The sequence below is a fragment of the Mesorhizobium sp. WSM4810 genome, from assembly GCF_055811235.1.
In genome coordinates, this window is sequence record NZ_JBVVQV010000004.1 from 377,326 (window position 1) to 394,861 (window position 17,536).

Annotated in this window: 12 protein-coding genes; 8 read left to right on the forward strand and 4 right to left on the reverse strand. The window is 63.3% G+C overall.

Going from position 1 to position 17,536, the window contains the following annotated elements:
- The first annotated feature begins 208 nt into the window (after positions 1-208).
- The 5 genes from AC0L3O_RS08985 to AC0L3O_RS09005 all read left to right on the forward strand — a co-directional run bounded on the left by AC0L3O_RS08985 (position 209) and on the right by AC0L3O_RS09005 (position 8,365).
- Complete coding sequence (locus tag AC0L3O_RS08985; RefSeq protein ID WP_473615390.1) at positions 209-874, forward strand: PopZ family protein; 666 nt, start codon at positions 209-211, stop codon at positions 872-874.
- A gap of 220 nt (positions 875-1,094) precedes the next feature.
- Positions 1,095-3,878: a valine--tRNA ligase gene (locus AC0L3O_RS08990; RefSeq protein ID WP_473533975.1), complete on the forward strand. Its 2,784-nt coding sequence runs from the start codon at positions 1,095-1,097 to the stop codon at positions 3,876-3,878.
- A gap of 438 nt (positions 3,879-4,316) precedes the next feature.
- Entirely contained in the window at positions 4,317-5,537 is a 1,221-nt protein-coding gene (locus AC0L3O_RS08995; protein WP_473533974.1) for an OmpP1/FadL family transporter, read from the forward strand.
- 280 nt (positions 5,538-5,817) lie between these two features.
- Positions 5,818-7,542, forward strand: coding sequence for a dihydroxy-acid dehydratase (ilvD, locus tag AC0L3O_RS09000; RefSeq protein WP_128176482.1), 1,725 nt, complete (start codon positions 5,818-5,820; stop codon positions 7,540-7,542).
- Positions 7,529-8,365: a tetratricopeptide repeat protein gene (locus AC0L3O_RS09005; protein WP_023802582.1), complete on the forward strand. Its 837-nt coding sequence runs from the start codon at positions 7,529-7,531 to the stop codon at positions 8,363-8,365. The genes ilvD and AC0L3O_RS09005 overlap by 14 nt, the downstream gene beginning before the upstream one ends.
- An 80-nt stretch (positions 8,366-8,445) precedes the next feature.
- On the opposite strand, the gene AC0L3O_RS09010 is transcribed toward AC0L3O_RS09005, so the two are convergent.
- From AC0L3O_RS09010 to erpA, 4 genes are all read right to left on the reverse strand, one after another.
- Positions 8,446-8,736 (reverse strand): hypothetical protein, encoded by a 291-nt coding sequence (locus AC0L3O_RS09010; protein WP_128176484.1) that lies wholly within the window; start codon positions 8,734-8,736, stop codon positions 8,446-8,448.
- A 96-nt stretch (positions 8,737-8,832) separates the two neighbouring features.
- Positions 8,833-9,627, reverse strand: coding sequence for an exodeoxyribonuclease III (gene xth / locus AC0L3O_RS09015; RefSeq protein ID WP_473615391.1), 795 nt, complete (start codon positions 9,625-9,627; stop codon positions 8,833-8,835).
- A gap of 7 nt (positions 9,628-9,634) precedes the next feature.
- A complete protein-coding gene (locus AC0L3O_RS09020; RefSeq protein ID WP_473615393.1) occupies positions 9,635-10,027 on the reverse strand; it encodes a VOC family protein in 393 nt (130 codons plus the stop codon).
- 3 nt (positions 10,028-10,030) lie between these two features.
- Complete coding sequence (gene erpA, locus AC0L3O_RS09025) at positions 10,031-10,378, reverse strand: iron-sulfur cluster insertion protein ErpA (protein ID WP_006335221.1); 348 nt, start codon at positions 10,376-10,378, stop codon at positions 10,031-10,033.
- A 149-nt stretch (positions 10,379-10,527) separates the two neighbouring features.
- Here erpA and AC0L3O_RS09030 point away from each other — a divergent pair, with 149 nt between their 5' ends.
- The 3 genes from AC0L3O_RS09030 to AC0L3O_RS09040 all read left to right on the forward strand — a co-directional run bounded on the left by AC0L3O_RS09030 (position 10,528) and on the right by AC0L3O_RS09040 (position 17,402).
- Positions 10,528-11,742 carry a deoxyguanosinetriphosphate triphosphohydrolase gene (locus tag AC0L3O_RS09030; RefSeq protein WP_473533973.1) on the forward strand — a complete coding sequence of 405 codons (1,215 nt, stop codon included), beginning with the start codon at positions 10,528-10,530 and terminating at the stop codon, positions 11,740-11,742.
- A 67-nt stretch (positions 11,743-11,809) separates the two neighbouring features.
- The gene (gene argS / locus AC0L3O_RS09035; RefSeq protein ID WP_128169976.1) at positions 11,810-13,567 is read left to right on the forward strand and encodes an arginine--tRNA ligase; all 1,758 of its coding nucleotides are present in this window, start codon (positions 11,810-11,812) and stop codon (positions 13,565-13,567) included.
- A 103-nt stretch (positions 13,568-13,670) separates the two neighbouring features.
- Positions 13,671-17,402: an SPOR domain-containing protein gene (locus tag AC0L3O_RS09040; protein WP_473615394.1), complete on the forward strand. Its 3,732-nt coding sequence runs from the start codon at positions 13,671-13,673 to the stop codon at positions 17,400-17,402.
- Positions 17,403-17,536: the final 134 nt, after the last annotated feature.

The window sequence follows — 17,536 nt, forward strand, 5'->3', positions numbered from 1 at the left end:
CCCCCCCACCACCCCCCCCCCCCCCCCCCCCCCCCCCCCCCCCCCCCCCTCCCCCCCCCCCCCGGGCCCCGCTCGCGCGCCCCCCCGCCGCCCGCCCCGGGGGCGCCCGGGCCCCCCACCGGCGGCAGGCGAGGCGCCGCCGGAGGCAGGCGGGGCGCCACCAGCGGCAGGCGGGGCGCCACCAGCGGCAGGCGCGTTTCGCGCCGAGTTGCGTCCGGGGTTCGACGCCAGGAGGCCGGCCACGCTGACCGAGGTGCAGGCGCAATCCTCGGCTGTCGAGCCTGTCATCGCGCGCGTGGAGCTGCCGGTGCGTTCCGATCCGGCTCCGGTCAAATCGCCCGTGACGCTTGCTGGTGACAGGGTCGCGGCCGAAGCGGCCCCGGCCGCCAAGCCCGAGCCGAATGCGCCTGCGATGGCAAGGGTTGCGGAGACGACCGACAGTATCGTTGCCGGGTGGCGGCGTGATATCGCCGCAATCAGCGAAGCGAAGACCGCGGCCAGGCCGGACAGGGCCCCAGACAGGGCTGAGCTGCGACAGACGCCAGATGCCGAACAGAAGGCTGAGGTTTTGGAGGACGCGGCCGAACCTGCTTTCGAGCCCGCCGCGCCGCGAAGCGGGTTGGCGCGCCCGGCGACGAGCGAGGTACCGTCCGCTCGTCCGGCGATCCTTTCCGAACATACGGGCCGGCAAGTTGCCGCCGCCTTCGGCGAGCTTTCCGATGCGTTCGCCAGCCGCAGCAAGAAAACCTTCGACGAGATGGCCGAGGAGATGCTGAGGCCCATGCTGCAGGACTGGCTGGACAACAATCTGCCGACGCTGGTCGAGCGGCTGGTACGCGAAGAAATCGAACGCGTGGCGCGCGGCGCGCAGTAATAATTCCGACGGTCGGCGGATGAACCCCGCCGCAGCGGGCGACGTCTTCGTTGATGCGCAATGCAATGCCTACGGCCTCGGCAGTGGCATTGCCTGTGATCTTGTCCGATCGATCTGTATGGCGGGCGAGCCCGCTCGCCTGCCGCGTCGCGGTTGACTTGGCCAAAACCTTCCGATTTACACCGGACCAGCAAAAACCCGACAGCCCGGACGCCTTCCCATGCTCGAAAAAACCTACGACGCAAAAATCGTCGAGCCGAAGATCGCCAAAGTCTGGGAGGAGGCCGACGCGTTTCGCGCCGGCGCAGGCGCTGAGGAGGGCGCGGAAGCCTTCACCATCGTCATCCCGCCACCGAACGTCACCGGTTCGCTGCATATGGGCCATGCGCTCAACAACACGCTGCAGGACATTCTGGTGCGCTTCGAGCGCATGCGCGGCAAGAACGTGCTGTGGCAGCCCGGCATGGACCACGCCGGCATCGCCACGCAGATGGTGGTCGAGCGCCAGCTCATGGAGAAGCAGATCCACCGCCGCGACCTGACGCGCGATGAGTTCATCGAGAAGGTCTGGGAGTGGAAGGCCGAATCCGGCGGCGCGATCTTCAACCAGCTGAAGCGGCTGGGGGCCTCGGCCGACTGGAGCCGAGAGCGTTTCACCATGGACGAGGGTCTGTCCAGGGCGGTGCTCGAAGTGTTTGTCACCCTCTACAAGCAGGGCCTGATCTACAAGGACAAGCGCCTCGTTAACTGGGACCCGAAGCTGTTGACTGCGATTTCCGACCTCGAGGTCGAACAGCAGGAGGTCAATGGCAATCTTTGGCATTTCCGCTATCCCGTCGAGGGCGAGGTCTTCGATCCGGAAAATCCAAAAACCTTCATCACCGTGGCGACGACGCGGCCCGAAACGATGCTGGGCGATACGGCGGTGGCGGTGCATCCCGACGACGAGCGTTTTCGGCATCTGGTCGGAAAGAACCTCGTCCTGCCGATCGTCGGCCGCAAGATCCCGGTGGTGGCGGACCAATATTCCGATCCGGAGAAGGGCAGCGGCGCGGTCAAGATCACGCCGGCGCACGACTTCAACGACTTCGAGGTCGGCAGGCGCCACAAGCTGCCGGCCATCAATATCCTCACCGTCGAGGCGGCGGTCGCCCTCACCGACAATGACGAGTTTCTCGCCGGGCTGGAGATAACGCCCGAGCGTCGGGCCGTCTGGGATGAGCTCAACGGGCTCGATCGTTTCGTCGCGCGCAACAAGATCGTCGAGCTGATGGAGGCGGGCGGTTTCCTCGAAAAGGTCGAGCCGCATCGCCATGCCGTGCCGCATGGCGATCGCGGCGGCGTGCCGATCGAACCGTTCCTGACCGAACAATGGTATGCGAACGCGGCGGAGCTCGCCAAGCCGGCGATCGCCTCCGTGCGCGAGGGCCGTACCAGGTTCGTGCCGAAGAACTGGGAGAAGACTTATTTCGACTGGATGGAGAACATTCAGCCCTGGTGTATTTCGCGCCAGCTCTGGTGGGGACACCAGATCCCGGCCTGGTACGGGCCGGACGGCCGCATCTTCGTCGAGAAGACCGAGGAGGAGGCGCTCGCCGCCGCGATCGAATATTATCTGGCGCTGGAAGGGCCGTGGAAGGCCTGGGTCGAGGACAAACTCGAGAATTTCAAGCCGGGCGAGATCCTGATCCGCGACGAGGATGTGCTCGACACATGGTTTTCGTCCGCGCTGTGGTCGTTTTCGACGCTCGGCTGGCCGGACCAGACGCCGGAGCTGAAGACCTACTACCAGACCGACGTGCTGGTAACCGGCTTCGACATCATCTTCTTCTGGGTCGCCCGGATGATGATGATGGGCCTGCATTTCATGGGGGAGGAGCCGTTCCACACCGTCTATGTCCATGCACTGGTGCGCGACAAGAACGGGCAGAAGATGTCGAAGTCGAAAGGTAACGTCATCGACCCGCTCGATCTCATCGACGAATATGGCGCCGACGCACTGCGCTTCACGCTGACGGTGATGGCCGCGCAAGGGCGTGACGTGAAGCTCGATCCGGCTCGTATCGCCGGCTACCGCAATTTTGGCACCAAGCTGTGGAACGCGACACGTTTTGCCGAGATGAACGACGTCGCGAGAAACGACGATTTCTGGCTGAACGACGCCAAACTGGCGGTCAACCGCTGGATTCTGACGGAACTGACACGCGCGGCACGTGAAATCACTGATGGAATCACTTCATATCGGTTCAACGAGGCTGCGACTGCTGCCTACCGCTTCGTCTGGAACCTGTTCTGCGACTGGTACCTGGAACTGTTGAAGCCGGTCTTCATGGGCGCGGACGAGGCTGCCAAGGCCGAGAGCCGGGCTTGCGTCGCCTTCGTGCTCGACGAGATCTACAAGCTGCTGCATCCGATGATGCCGTTCATGACCGAAGAGCTGTGGGCTGAGACATCGGGTGAGGGCAAGGAACGGCCGTCGCTGCTTTGCCATGCCGCGTGGCCGTCGCCCGACTTCGAGGACGAGGCAGCGGCCGCCGACATCAACTGGCTGATCGACCTGGTCTCAGGCATCCGTTCCGTGCGTTCGGAAATGAACGTGCCGCCGGCGGCGATCGCGCCGCTGATGGTGATCGGGGCCAATACCGCGACCCGCGAAAGGCTTGAGCGTCAGACCTCGGCCATCAAGCGACTGGCGCGGGTCGGCGACATCTCGCTTGTCGATACGGCGCCCAAGGGCTCGGCCCAAATCGTGCTCAACGAGGCCACCATCTGCCTGCCGCTCGGCAGCCTGATCGACCTTGCCGCCGAGGCGGCGCGGCTGCAGAAGGAACTGGTCAAGGTGACTGAAGAGATCGCCCGCCTGCACAAGAAGCTGTCCAACGACAAATTCGTCGCCAACGCACCGGAAGATGTCGTCGAAGCCGAGCGCGAAAAACTCGCCGAATATCGCGAGGCGCAAGAGAAGCTTTCGGTGGCGCTGACACGCGTGCGCGAAGCCGGTTGACCCATCATCTCTGGTGTTTGAGAGTTTAACCGGCTGAGGAAGCGGATTTGCCAAACCGGCTTCCGCTTTTTGGGCCTGATGCTCCGGATTCGCGAGTTCTGCGAACGCGCTTTTCGGGCGGCTTCCTGCACGAAAAATAGGCATTCCGCAGCGTAAATCTTGACGTAAACGGAATGTTTTGGCCCCATTGTTGCCATAATGTAACAATGGGCTCGGTTGCCGCAAAACGGGCGGTTTTTGCGCAGTTTCAGGTTTGTTTTTCCGAGTTTTTTTGCTCGATTTGCAGCCAAATGGGTCGTTTTCCGGCTCTGCGGTGAAGCTGTCACCTTGTCTGAAACACGGTCGGCGAGGCGTACATGTACGCATCGAGAATTCGTTGTTGCGCCGTTAACCTGAATTGGGTCTAGCTTAGTCCATTCGTACTAGGGGAGGACATTCATGAACAATTTGCGTCTGAAAGCGCTGCTGGGGGCGGGGTGCTTTTCGCTGTTGATGTCGGGCGTTGTCAACGCCGGCGGCTTCGACCGGGGCGGTGTCAACATCGACCAGTTGTTCGATGCCACGCCATATTCGATCGACGCCGGCGTCACCTATGTTTCGCCACAGCGCACACTGAAGAATGTGCGGCGCCTGGATGGCTCGGGACTGTCGTCTTCGTCTGTGGACGTTGGTGGGGACTATGCGGTGCCGCGCATCGGCATCAAGGCCAACATCTTTGAGCCAGTGGATTGCCTTGCGAGCTATACGGAACCGTATGGTGCTGAGGCGGACTTCGGAACGAACAACGCCTATTCGCCATCAGCGGTCGAATACTACGTCAGAACAAATGATTTCGGGCTTACCTGCTCCTACAAGGTGAATGTCGGCAAGGGCGCCCTGCGCTTCATCGGCGGGGTCTCCTACCAGGAGGTCGATGCATTCCTGTCGCGCCAGACCTTGCTGGCCTTCGGCAATACCGGCCTCGGCAAGTTCCAGCTTTCCGACGAGGCGTGGGGCTGGCGTGCTGGCGCCGCCTATGAAATTCCCGAAATCGCCTTGCGCGCAAGCCTGGTCTACTCTTCCAGCTACAAATATGACGAACTGTCGGGAACCGTCGACACGACCGGGTTCAGGGGCGCCTTTCCAGCGGATCTCGTTCCAGGCGCCACCGGGGTGTTCCCTGTCTCCGCCTCGGCCGAGATACCCCAGGCGGTGGAACTCAAGCTGCAGAGCGGCATAGCGCCTGGCTGGCTGGCGTTTGGTTCTATCCGCTGGCAGGAATGGAGCAAGCTTGGCATCATTCCGATCCAAGGTGTGCGTAGCCCGGTGACCGGTGCTCCCTCGCCAGTTTCCTTCGATCTGCTTTATCGCGACGGCTGGACGGTCACGGGCGGCATAGCGCACAAGTTCACCGACCAATTGTCGGCCGCGGTTTCGCTGACCTGGGATCGTGGAACCTCGACGACCTCCGGCTATCAGTCCGACACTTGGGCGGTCGCCAGCGGCATCTCCTATTCGCCGAATGACAAGATCGAGGTCAGACTTGGTGGCTCGATCGGTGTCCTGACCAGTGGGTCGTCGACCTTCACCGGCGTTGGCGACACGGCAAATGCCATCACCTACACATATGACGACGATCTGCTGCTTGCTGGCTCAGCTTCGGTTAAGGTCAAGTTCTAAGCATCTGTTTTCAATATCAAAAAGGCCGAGCGACGCCCGGCCTTTTTTTGCTTGAGGGGCTTGCCGGCGAACCAAGCGGCGTCGCAACGACGCCGCTTCCCCCTGCCTCACGCGATCGTGATGTTTTGGCAACAGTTTCTGAACAACCCTCGCGCCACAACGGCGCCCCCCGACATTGCCTACTTCCCGCCATAAACCCGGCGCACCTCGAATGCGTCGCAGGGCATGCCAAAAGGCTCGGCTATGGGGCAGGTCGCGCCGCTCGCGGCAAGGGAAGAGAATGAACGCCAGAGTCATCTCCAAGGCCAAGCTGCCCAGCCGCTATGTGACCGTCGGTCCGGCGCGTGCGCCGCACCGCTCCTATCTTTATGCGATGGGCTTGTCGGCGGCCGAGATCGCGCAGCCACTGGTCGGCGTCGCCAGCTGCTGGAACGAGGCGGCACCCTGCAACATCTCGCTGATGCGCCAGGCGCAGGTGGTCAAGAAGGGCGTCGCCGCGGCTAGCGGCACGCCGCGCGAATTCTGTACCATCACCGTCACGGACGGCATCGCCATGGGCCACCAGGGCATGAAATCGTCACTGGTGTCGCGCGAGGTCATCGCCGATTCGGTCGAACTCACCATGCGCGGCCATTGCTACGATGCGCTGGTCGGCCTTGCCGGTTGCGACAAGTCGTTGCCCGGCATGATGATGGCCATGGTGCGGCTCAACGTGCCGTCGATCTTCATTTATGGCGGCTCGATCCTGCCCGGCTCCTACAAGGGCCGGCAGATCACCGTGCAGGATGTGTTCGAGGCCGTCGGCCAGCACTCGGTCGGCACGATCGGCGACGCCGAACTCCTCGAAATCGAGCAAGCCGCTTGTCCGTCGGCCGGCTCCTGCGGCGCCCAGTTCACCGCCAACACCATGGCCACCGTCGCCGAGGCCATCGGGTTGGCGCTGCCCTATTCCTGCGGGGCGCCGGCGCCCTATGAGATGCGCGACCGCTTCAATTTCGCCTCCGGCGAAAAGATCATGGAACTGATCGCAAAAAATATCCGCCCGCGCGACATCGTCACTCTGGAGGCGCTGGAGAATGCGGCGACCGTGGTCTCGGCCACCGGCGGTTCGACCAACGCGGCGCTGCATTTGCCGGCGATCGCGCACGAGGCCGGGATAAAGTTCGACCTGTTCGACGTCGCCAGGATCTTCGAGAAGACGCCTTATATCGCCGACCTGAAGCCGGGCGGCAAATATGTCGCCAAGGATATGTTCGAGGCCGGCGGCATTCCGCTCTTGATGAAGACGTTGCTCGACCACGGCTATCTGCATGGCGACTGCCTGACCGTGACCGGCCGCACTTTAGCCGAAAATATGGAGCACGTTGCCTGGAATGATAGCCAGGATGTGGTCCGTCCCGCCAACCGACCAATCACCCGAACGGGTGGCGTCGTGGGCCTGAAGGGAAATCTTGCCCCCGAAGGCGCGATCGTGAAGGTCGCGGGCATGTCGGAGCTTAAATTCTCTGGTCCGGCACGCTGCTTCGATTCGGAAGAGGAATGTTTCCAGGCGGTTACGGATCGCAGCTACAGCGAAGGCGAGGTCCTCGTGATCCGCTACGAGGGACCGCGCGGCGGTCCGGGCATGCGCGAAATGCTGTCGACGACGGCGGCTCTCTATGGCCAGGGCATGGGCGGCAAGGTGGCTCTCATCACCGACGGGCGTTTTTCGGGCGCGACACGCGGTTTCTGCATCGGCCATATCGGGCCGGAAGCCGCCGTGGGTGGCCCAATCGGGCTGCTCAGGGATGGCGACTTGATCTCGATCGACGCGGTGAACGGCACCATCGACGTGGCGCTGTCCGACACCGAACTGGCGACCAGGGCACAGGCATGGAAGGCGCGCGCGACCGACTATCAGTCGGGCGCGATCTGGAAATATGCACAAACGGTAGGGCCTGCCCGCGACGGGGCGGTCACCCATCCCGGTGGTGCGAGAGAAACACATTGTTATGCGGATATCTGAGTTGCTGAGGCTGTCTGTCTTTTCGGCACTGGTCGCGATCGCCACTTTTGGCGCGACCTTGGGCGCCGCAGGCCAGGCCATGGCCTTCGATGACAAGGTGTTCGACGACAAGACCGGCGTGAAGCCGCAGTCGAGCCCGTGGGCGGTGTTCCAGTTCGGCTTCTCCGCCTACAAGAACGGCCGCAAGGAGCAGGCTGCTGAGGCTTATAAATACGCGGCCGAAAACGGCCAGATCGGCGCCACCTGGAAGCTTGCGCGCATGTATGCCGAGGGTGACGGCGTCGAGCGCGACGACTACGCGGCGTTCAAGTTCTTCAGCGAGATCGTCGACCAGGACGTCGAGCCCGGTTCGCCGGAAGAGAGCTATGTCTCGGACGCGCTCGTGGCGCTCGGCGACTATCTGAGGAAGGGCATCCCCGGCAGCCCGATCAAAGAGAACGAGGTGGCGGCCCAGGAGTACTACATGCGCGCCGCCGCCAACTACCGCAACCCGAATGCCCAGTTCGAGATGGGCCAGATCTTCCTGAATGGCAAGGGCGGCGTCAAGGCGAGCATTAAGCAGGCCGGACGCTGGTTCCAACTCGCTGCGGAAAAGGGCCATGCCGGCGCGCAGGCGACGCTCGGCCACCTGCTCTTCCAGAGCGGCAAGATCGTTCGGGGGCTGGCGATGATGACCGCGGCGCTTGAACGAGCCGCGCCTTCCGACCAGCCATGGATACGCGGCATGCAGGAAGAGGCGTTCGCCGCCGCGGGCGAGGCCGACCGCCGCACCGCGATTTCGCTGGCCGACGACATCCTCACCAAGGGTGGCGGCGACCGGTAGTCGCGAAGCCAGCACGAAGCCAACAGCTGGGAAAGACTGGGTCAATAGTCAGGAAGAGTGGGCTCTCGAAAAAGTCGGGATCAATTCTCGGTCGGTTTTGTCGGAACGGGACCGGACTCCGGCGTTGAAATCGGCGTGGCCGGCGGTGCCAGCGGGGTTTTAGGACAATCGTCCCGGATCCTTGTCCATGACGTGTTGTTGAGCACCATGTCGCAGCGGGCGAGATGGCTCCGGCCGGAAAGCGTCAGGCAGGCGACCTGGCCGATCTGGAATGATGTTCCGTTGGCCAGGCATGCAGGATTGGCAAACGCCGACGTTGCCGCGAGGGCGAGCGCGGCGGCACATGGGCAAATCGCAAACCTGATCGTCATCCTGAACCCCAGCCGAACCCGGATTGCAGCGGAAACCCCGATTGTGGCGATATGACGGTCTATCAAGGCAATCCGGCGGTTCTGGGCGCGAAACGATCAGATTGGCGCAAAACCCAGTTCGATGGCCACCGGCACGTGATCCGAGGGTTTTTCCCAGGCGCGCACATGCTTTTCGATCGAGGCCGAGGAAAAGCGATTGGCGGCCTCGGGCGAGAGCAGCAAGTGATCGATGCGGATGCCGTTGTTCTTCTGCCAGGCGCCGGCCTGATAGTCCCAGAACGTAAAAATGTCCGGCGAGTCGCTGACCGCGCGCACGGCTTCGGTGAAGCCGAGGTTCTTCAGCCGGCGGAACGCCTGCCTGGTCTGCGGCTGGAACAGCGCATCACTGAGCCAGTTCTCCGGGAACTTCGCATCGATCGGTTCGGGGATGACATTGTAGTCGCCGGCCAGCACCAGCGCCTCTTCGAGCACGAGCCTTTCCTCGGCCCAGCGCTCCAGCCGCGCCATCCAGGACAGCTTGTAGGAGAACTTCTTCTCGTCATCGATCGGATTGCCGTTCGGCAAATACAGCGAGGCAACGCGCATCGCGCCCTTGTCGGTCGAGAACACGCCCTCGATGAAACGCGCCTGATCGTCGGCATCGTCGCCCGGCAGGCCCCTGATGACCTCGTCGAAGCGCAGCTTCGACAGGATGGCGACGCCGTTGAATCCCTTTTGGCCATAGATTTCGACGTTGTAGCCAAGCGCCTCGATCTCGGCCCGCGGAAACTGCTCGTCGACCGTCTTGATCTCCTGCAGGCAGGCAATATCGGGCGCGCTTTCCGTCAGCCAGTGGGTCAAATTGCCGATACGGGCCCGAACACCATTGATGTTCCAGGTGACGATTTTCATGACGGCCTCATTGCTGCTCGGGCGGATGGCGTTCGACGAGGCCGATCGTATTGCCTGCCGGATCCTTTAGAAAGGCCATCCATTCGCTTTCCCCCGCCGGCCCGAACAGGCCCTCGGTATCGCGGTGGACGAGCATCGGCGGCGCGGTGAAGGGGACACCGGCGGCTTTTGCCGAGGCGTGGAAATCGTCAAGGCCCGAAATGTCGAGATAGACGGTGCCGGCCGGCAGGCCATCGGTGAACAGCAGCCGTACATCGCCGGTCATGATGAAGGCGATGCCAGGCGGATCGAAGCGCACGTGCACGGCCATGCCAAGCACGTCTTGCCAGAACGCCAGCGTTGCATCGAGATCGCGCCCGGCTGAAAGCGCGACCTGACGGACCGCGCTAATGGTAGGCATTCTCTAAATACTGAAGCTGGTGCCGCAGCCGCACGAGGCGACCGCATTCGGGTTCCTGATCTGGAACGACTGGCCCATCAGATCGTCGACGAAATCGATCACCGAGCCGCCCATATAGACAAGCGAGAGGTCATCGATCAGCACGGTGGCGCCGTCCTTCTCAATGGCGACGTCGTCATCGTTGCGGGTGTCGACCAGGTCGAACTTGTAGGAAAAGCCGGAACAGCCACCGCCCTCGACCGAAACACGCAGCGCCGTCTTGCCGGCTTCGCCAGACACAATCTTGGCAATCCGCCTGGCGGCGGCGTCCGTCATCTCGACTTTCATGGCGGTCTTGGCATCAGCGCCCATGGGCGTCACCTTGCTTTCGGTTTCACATGATAGGTATGAAGCGCGACGGGGCAAGTCAACTGCGGCACAGGCCTTGGAAATTGGTTGGGGCCATGGAAATTGGTTGGGGCCATGGAAATTGGTTGGGGCTATGGAAATTGGTTGGGGCGATGACAAATGAGTTGGGCGACATCGGATTTGGTTATCGGTCGCGCGCGGCCTATGCCTGCGATCCGGCAAAGTCGCGCGGGCGGCTGTTCGACGAGGTGGAGAGCCCGACCCGCACGCCGTTCCAGCGCGACCGCGACCGCATCATTCATTCGACGGCCTTCCGCCGGCTCAAGCACAAGACGCAGGTGTTCGTCGCGCATGAGGGCGACCATTACCGCACCCGGCTGACGCATTCGATCGAGGTGGCGCAGATCGCGCGCGCCCTGGCGCGGGCGCTGCGCGGCGACGAGGACCTGGCAGAGGCGGTGGCGCTGGTGCACGATTTCGGCCACACGCCCTTCGGCCATACCGGCGAGGATGCGCTGAACAAGAAGATGGCGGCCTGGGGCGGTTTCGACCACAATGCACAGTCGCTGCGCGTGGTGACGCGGCTGGAGAGCCGCTATGCCGAATTCGACGGGCTGAACCTCACCTGGGAGACGCTGGAGGGGCTGGTCAAGCACAACGGACCGCTGACCGACGCCAGCGGAAACGGGCTGACGGGGCCGGTGCCGCAAGCGATCCGCGACTATTCGGAGCTGCACGACCTCGAGCTCGACCGCTTCGCCGGCATCGAGGCGCAGTGCGCGGCGATCGCCGACGACATCGCTTACAACAGCCATGACATCGATGACGGCCTGAGGTCGGGCCTTCTGACGCTAGAGATGCTGGAAAATGTCTCGCTGCCCGGCTCGATCCTCGACGGCGTGCGTCAGCGCTATCCGGCGCTGGACGATGTGAGGACAGGGCACGAACTGATGCGCCGGCAGATCACGATGATGGTCGAGGATGTCATCGTCTCCACCACCGCCAATCTGGCCCGCATCAAGCCGGACAGCGCCGACGCGGTGAGGGCGGCAGGCGAGACGATGGTGACCTTTTCAGCCCAAATGGCCGCTTTCGAAGAAGAATTGAAAGCCTTTCTCTACAAGCATCTCTATCGACACAGCGAAGTCGTGCGCGTGCGCAACCAGGCCGAGCAGATCGTCAACGACCTGTTCGAGGTCTATTTCGCCGATCCGCGCGCCATGCCCGATGGCTGGCGCGAAGGGCTCGACCGGGCTGATGATCGCATCAAGGCGCGCAGCGTCGCCGATTTCCTGGCGGGCATGACGGATACCTACGCTTTGAAGGAACACCGCCGTTTGTTTGACCATACGCCTGAATTAAGCTAGGCGGGGCTCGATTTTGCCGGCCAATAGACCGGATTCCCGCAAAGCCGCCAGAGCCAGGGCCACACCAATGAACATCTTCGCCGATTTCAACGCGCGAATTATAAAGGCCGTCGAAGCGCTTGATTTGAAAGACAAAGACGGCGGTTCGCTGGACTTGTCGCGCGTCGCCGTCGAGCCGCCGCGCGACGCCAGCCATGGCGACCTGGCGACCAATGCGGCAATGGTGCTGGCCAAGCCGACCGGCCAGCCGCCGCGCGCACTGGCTGAAAGGCTGGCGCAAGCGCTGCGCGCCGACCCGGACATCGCCGCTGCAGACGTTGCCGGTCCGGGCTTCGTCAATCTCAGGCTCAAGGACGCGTTCTGGCAGGCGCATCTGACTGCGCTGCTCGGCGAAGGCCGCAATTACGGCCGCTCGACCGTTGGCGGCGGCAAGAAGGCCAATGTCGAATATGTCTCGGCCAACCCGACCGGACCGATGCATGTCGGCCATTGCCGCGGCGCGGTGGTGGGTGATGCGCTCGCCAATCTGATGGCCTTCGCCGGTTATGACGTGATCAAGGAATATGTCATCAACGACGCTGGTTCGCAGATCGACGTGCTCGGCCGCTCGGTCATGCTGCGTTACCGCGAGGCGCTCGGCGAGGACATCGGCGAGATTCCTGCCGGGCTCTATCCGGGCGACTATCTCGTGCCGGTCGGTCAGGCTCTGGCGAGCGAATTTGGCCGTTCCTTGCTGCAGATGCCGGACGAAGAAGCGCTTGCCATTGTCAAGGACAGGACGATCGATGCGATGATGGCAATGATCCGTGAGGATCTGGCGCTGCTCAATGTGCATCACGACGTCTTTTTCTCGGAGCGCACCCTGCACGCCGACAACGCCCGGAAAATCCGCTCGGCGATCAACGACCTGACCCTCAAGGGCCATATCTACAAGGGCAAGCTGCCGCCGCCCAAGGGCGAGAAGCCGGACGACTGGGAGGATCGCGAGCAGACGCTGTTCCGCTCGACAGCGGTCGGCGACGACATGGACCGGGCGCTGGTCAAGTCGGACGGCACCTTCACCTATTTTGCCGCGGACGTCGCCTATCTGAAGGACAAGGTCGATCGCGGTTTCGTCGAGCTGATCTATGTGCTTGGCGCCGATCATGGCGGTTATGTGAAGCGCCTGGAAGCGCTCGCCCGGGCGATTTCCGGCGACGAGGTGAAGCTCACCGTGCTGCTTTGCCAGTTGGTAAAGCTTTTTCGCGAGGGCGAGCCGGTGCGCATGTCGAAGCGGTCGGGCGATTTCGTAACGCTGCGCGAAGTGGTGGAGGAGGTCGGTCGCGATCCGATCCGCTTCATGATGCTCTACCGCAAGAACGATGCGCCGCTCGATTTCGACTTCGCCAAAGTGACCGAGCAGTCGAAGGACAATCCGGTGTTCTACGTCCAGTACGCCTCGGCGCGCTGCCATTCGGTGTTCCGGCAGGCGAGCGAACAGCTGGGCGAGGCCAATTTCGACCGCAATCGGCTGGCCGCCGCCACCGCTTCGCTGACCGACGAAGGCGAGATCGGCCTGATCAGGAAGCTTGCCGAATATCCGCGGCTGATCGAATCCGCGGCACTTGCACTCGAGCCGCACCGGCTGGCATTCTACCTCTACGATCTCGCCTCCAGCTTCCACGGACATTGGAACCGCGGCACCGAAAATCCCGACTTACGTTTTGTTAAGGTTAACGACCGACAATTGACCCATGCCAGACTAGGGCTGGTGCAGGCTGTTTCGGACGTTTTGACGTCCGGCCTGACGCTGATCGGAGCCGATGCGCCCACCGAAATGCGTTAGGTTTGACTAAAAAACCTGTCACCTTTTGCCCACATTGCGCTGGTAAGGGCCAACCCTGCGCGACGTCAACGGCGTCCGAATGAGTGCGAGTTCGGGAACAATAATGGCAGACAGAACCCAGCTGAAAGCAGCCGCCCAAAACGATATCGCCAACGATGATCCGTTCGCGGAACTGACCAGGATCATGGGCTTCGACCCGCGCCAGCCGGTCAAGCCGCAAGCCCAGTCGACGGCGGCTGCAGCAAGTCAGCCAGCGGACGACGGCGATTTCGGCATCGACCTCGAGAAGGAACTGATGGGCGAATTCGGCGGCGACGCCAATGACGGCGCAGCCGAGCTTCGCGAGCCGGCTTTCGACGCGGCTGCTACTGACCCAATCGACGACGAGCTTGTCGCGTCGCTCGAACAGGATCTCCTGCTCGACGACGATGCGGTAGACGAAACCGCCGTTGCCATTGCTGTCGACGATGTGCGCTCTGGCGTTGCCGGAACTCCCTCGGCTGCTGAAGCTGCTTTCGACGACGATTTCGACGAAGCGCTCGCCAGTTCGCTCGAAGACGTGTCGCTATTCGAAGACGATTTGCCGGTGGACGACAGGCTTGGGAACGACGAGCTTGGGAACGACGAGCTTGCCGCGTCGCTCGAACAGGATTTCCGGCTGGACGACGACACGGCGGACGAAACTGCCCATGTCGTTGCCGCCGCCGACCTGGGTTCCGGTGTTGCCGAAGTATCCGCGCCGGCTGTTGAAGCGGCGTTCGACGACGATTTTGACCATGCGATCGCCAGTTCGCTCGAAGACGTGTCGCCGTTCGAAGACGATTTGCCGGTAAACGACGAACTCTCTGCGTCGCTCGAACAGGATTTCCGGCTGGATGACGATGCGACGGACGAACAGAATACCGTCGCCGACATCTCCGCGCCGGCCGCTGACCCCGCCTTCGACGATGAATTCGACAACGCCGTCGCAAGCTCGCTCGGAGACGAGCTGACGCTCGACGAGCACGTGCAGGTGGAGCAGGCTGCCGAAGCCGCCGACATCGCCGCGCCGGCCGCCGAACCCGCGTTGGACGATGAATTCGACAACGCCGTCGCAAGCTCGCTCGAAGACGAGTTGACGCTCGACGAGCATGAGCCGATCGAGGCCGCTGTCGAGGCTCCCGCTGCGGCTGTTTGGGCCGTTTCGGATGAGTCCGACGAGGACTTTGCCGACCACGACACTATGGCCGACGTCGCCATGGATGACGTCGACATGGATTTCGACATTCGCACGGCTGAGCCGGTCGAAGTCGACGAGCCAGAAATTGACGAGCCGGATTCTATCGCCGCCAACGACGACGAGCCTTCCGCCGCGACCCCGGAACATGCGTTGGACGACGATTTTGAATTGAGCTTCGACGACACGCTTGCCGATGAAGCCGAGGAGCCGGCTACTCAGGCCCCCGGCGTTGCAGCCGAACCGACGGCGCCAGCCGCCGTCGCTGAGGAGCGGAGCCTCGAAGACGAATTGAACGCGCTGTTGGGCACCATGAGCGCACGGGCTGCCCCGGTGGCAGCGTCCGCGGCCGCCATGGTCCAGCAACCTGTAGCCGCGGCTGGAGAAGCCGCCGACGGACCAGTGGATCCCACCGACGAACTGGCCGGGAGCCTTGACGAGCAAGACCTTTCGGAGCAGTCGAATGAAGACGCGGTCCAGGCCGCCGACGCCGATCTCGACACCGTTCTCCTCGACGGGCTCGAGGGCCATGATTTCGGCGCTGAAGAAGCTGTCGGACCGGCTGATATCGAATTCGACGATGATGCATTGCACGCCGCCTTCGCCAAGGACATCGGTCTGGATCATGGCGATGACGTTGCGGCCGCCGCTCCACAGCAGGATCCGAATGATTCGCTCAGCTGGATGACGGCACCCTCCGCCGCGCCTGCGCCGGCCCGTTCGTGGAGCCGCGTAACGCCGGTGGCACAGCCGCAACCCGCCTTTGCAGCCCAGCCGACGGCTTCGGCGACCACAGAAACAACGACACCGCCAACCGCTGCGGCACCCTCCTATCAGGATGAGCCGGCCTATCAGGATGAGCCGGCCTATCAGGATGAGGCGGCCGAAGACGATGCCGCCAATGCGGCACCTGCGCCAGCTCAAAGCGAACAAGCCTCTGCATATGACGAGATGCCCGATGTCGAGACAGTCGATGTGCCCGAGCGCGTCGTAGCGCTGGCGGACGACCTCGATATTCCGGAACTCGACTCCAATGAAGACGCACCGCCGGCGCCTGCCTATGACGATCTCGATACCGAGTTCGCCAACCTTCTCTCGGAAATGAATGCCGTGGACGTCGCTGCCGGCCCGGCGCGCAGCGCGGCGTATGACGACGAATCCTACAATACCGGATTCAAGCCGGGGGCCGGACCCCAGCCGGGGGCAGGGTTCCAGTCAGGCCATGAGTCCGACCGCGTTGAAACGCGAACCTATGCGGCGAGACCCGCAGTATCGCCCGTCAATGCCTCTTACGCCGATGCCGCCAGCGGCTTCGATCTGGGCGACTTGCCCAGCGGCCGACCGGTTTCGCAAGCGCAAGCCAACGACTTTGCCCTGGACGAACTCGACTACGACCCCGAACTGGATGAGGCCATGTCGGTTCCAGGCCTGGCCGAGCAGGATGCCGCGAGGCCCCGGAGCCGCGGCCTGCTGGTCGCCGCAGTCGTCGGCGCCGTGGCGATCGCCGGCGGTCTCGGCGCCTTCGCGCTGTCTTTCGGCGGCAACGGCGGCACCGATGCGCCGGTCATCGTCAAGGCGGACAACGCACCGATCAAGGTCAGGCCGGAAAACCCGGGCGGCACCGTCGTGCCGAACCAGGACAACAAGGTTTACGACGCCGTGGCCAAGGGGGGCGCGAGGCCTGCCGAACCGGTCCAGGAAAAACTGGTCACCAACACCGAAGAGCCGGTGGACGTGGCGGCCAAGGAACCGCCGCAGAGCCGTGTGGTCGATCTTTCGCCCGACGACATCGACACGGCTGAAGCCGCCGATGCGGCCGGCGGCACGCAAGCGGCCGGGAATGCCGACGCCGCCGCGCCGGCACCCAAGTCCGAGGATCGTATCGCCCAGGTTCTGCAAGAGGCCGAGCAGGGCATCGAGCCGGATGTCGTCGCCGTTGCGCCACGCAAGGTGAGAACCATGGTGGTCAAATCTGATGGTTCACTGGTTGCGCGCGAGGATCCGGCGCCTGCGGCATCGCAGGTGGCTGCCGTCGAGCCCGTCGATCCGGCGCCGCAGCTTGTGGCCCCGGCGGGTCAGGCCGGCGAAGCGGCGCAGACCGGTACCGTAGCGTCTGTTGCCGACCAGGCAAGTGGCGACCTGTTGGGCGGCGACCCAGTGGCCGGCGACCGGGCCGAAACCGCCACGCCGGAAGCAGTCAATCTGGCCGTCGTGCCCACGGCTGAGGCTGAAGCTCAAACCAACCAGCCTGCCAACACGCCGGCGACGGTTCCGGTGGCGCCGCAGCGTCCGTCCGACCAGCCGGTCGACGTCGTCGGTGAGGTCAAGCCCGACCAGGTTGCGTCCATCAGTCCGGCGGCGGCCTCGACCGGCGGTGGCTCGTGGTCGATGCAGATCGCCTCGCAGCCGACCGTCGAAAGCGCCCAGTCGACCTATCAGGATCTGCAGCGTCGCTATGGCAGCGTGCTTTCCGGCCACACGGCCAACATCGTCAAGGCCGAGATCGCCGGCAAGGGAACGTTCTATCGCGTTCGCGTCCCGGCGAAGTCGCGCAACGATGCGATCAGCCTGTGCACCAACTACAAGGCTGCCGGCGGCAACTGTTTCGTGTCGCGCTAACCATTTTCAAATCTCCCGCCCTTGGGCCGAAAGAACCGGGGGGGGGGGGGGGGGGCCCCCGGGGGGGGGGGGGGGGGGGTTGTGGGTGTGGTTTGTGGGTGAGGGGGGGGTGGTGGGGGGGGGGCTGATGTTAG

What these genes read in the sequence shown, in the direction of transcription:
- AC0L3O_RS08990 (WP_473533975.1), top strand. Translation starts at nt 1,095, where the DNA reads ATGCTCGAAAAAACCTACGACGCAAAAATCGTCGAGCCGAAGATCGCC.
- AC0L3O_RS08995 (WP_473533974.1), top strand. Translation starts at nt 4,317, where the DNA reads ATGAACAATTTGCGTCTGAAAGCGCTGCTGGGGGCGGGGTGCTTTTCG.
- ilvD (WP_128176482.1), top strand. Translation starts at nt 5,818, where the DNA reads ATGAACGCCAGAGTCATCTCCAAGGCCAAGCTGCCCAGCCGCTATGTG.
- AC0L3O_RS09005 (WP_023802582.1), top strand. Translation starts at nt 7,529, where the DNA reads ATGCGGATATCTGAGTTGCTGAGGCTGTCTGTCTTTTCGGCACTGGTC.
- AC0L3O_RS09010 (WP_128176484.1), bottom strand. Translation starts at nt 8,736, where the DNA reads ATGACGATCAGGTTTGCGATTTGCCCATGTGCCGCCGCGCTCGCCCTC.
- xth (WP_473615391.1), bottom strand. Translation starts at nt 9,627, where the DNA reads ATGAAAATCGTCACCTGGAACATCAATGGTGTTCGGGCCCGTATCGGC.
- AC0L3O_RS09020 (WP_473615393.1), bottom strand. Translation starts at nt 10,027, where the DNA reads ATGCCTACCATTAGCGCGGTCCGTCAGGTCGCGCTTTCAGCCGGGCGC.
- erpA (WP_006335221.1), bottom strand. Translation starts at nt 10,378, where the DNA reads ATGGGCGCTGATGCCAAGACCGCCATGAAAGTCGAGATGACGGACGCC.
- AC0L3O_RS09030 (WP_473533973.1), top strand. Translation starts at nt 10,528, where the DNA reads ATGACAAATGAGTTGGGCGACATCGGATTTGGTTATCGGTCGCGCGCG.
- argS (WP_128169976.1), top strand. Translation starts at nt 11,810, where the DNA reads ATGAACATCTTCGCCGATTTCAACGCGCGAATTATAAAGGCCGTCGAA.
- AC0L3O_RS09040 (WP_473615394.1), top strand. Translation starts at nt 13,671, where the DNA reads ATGGCAGACAGAACCCAGCTGAAAGCAGCCGCCCAAAACGATATCGCC.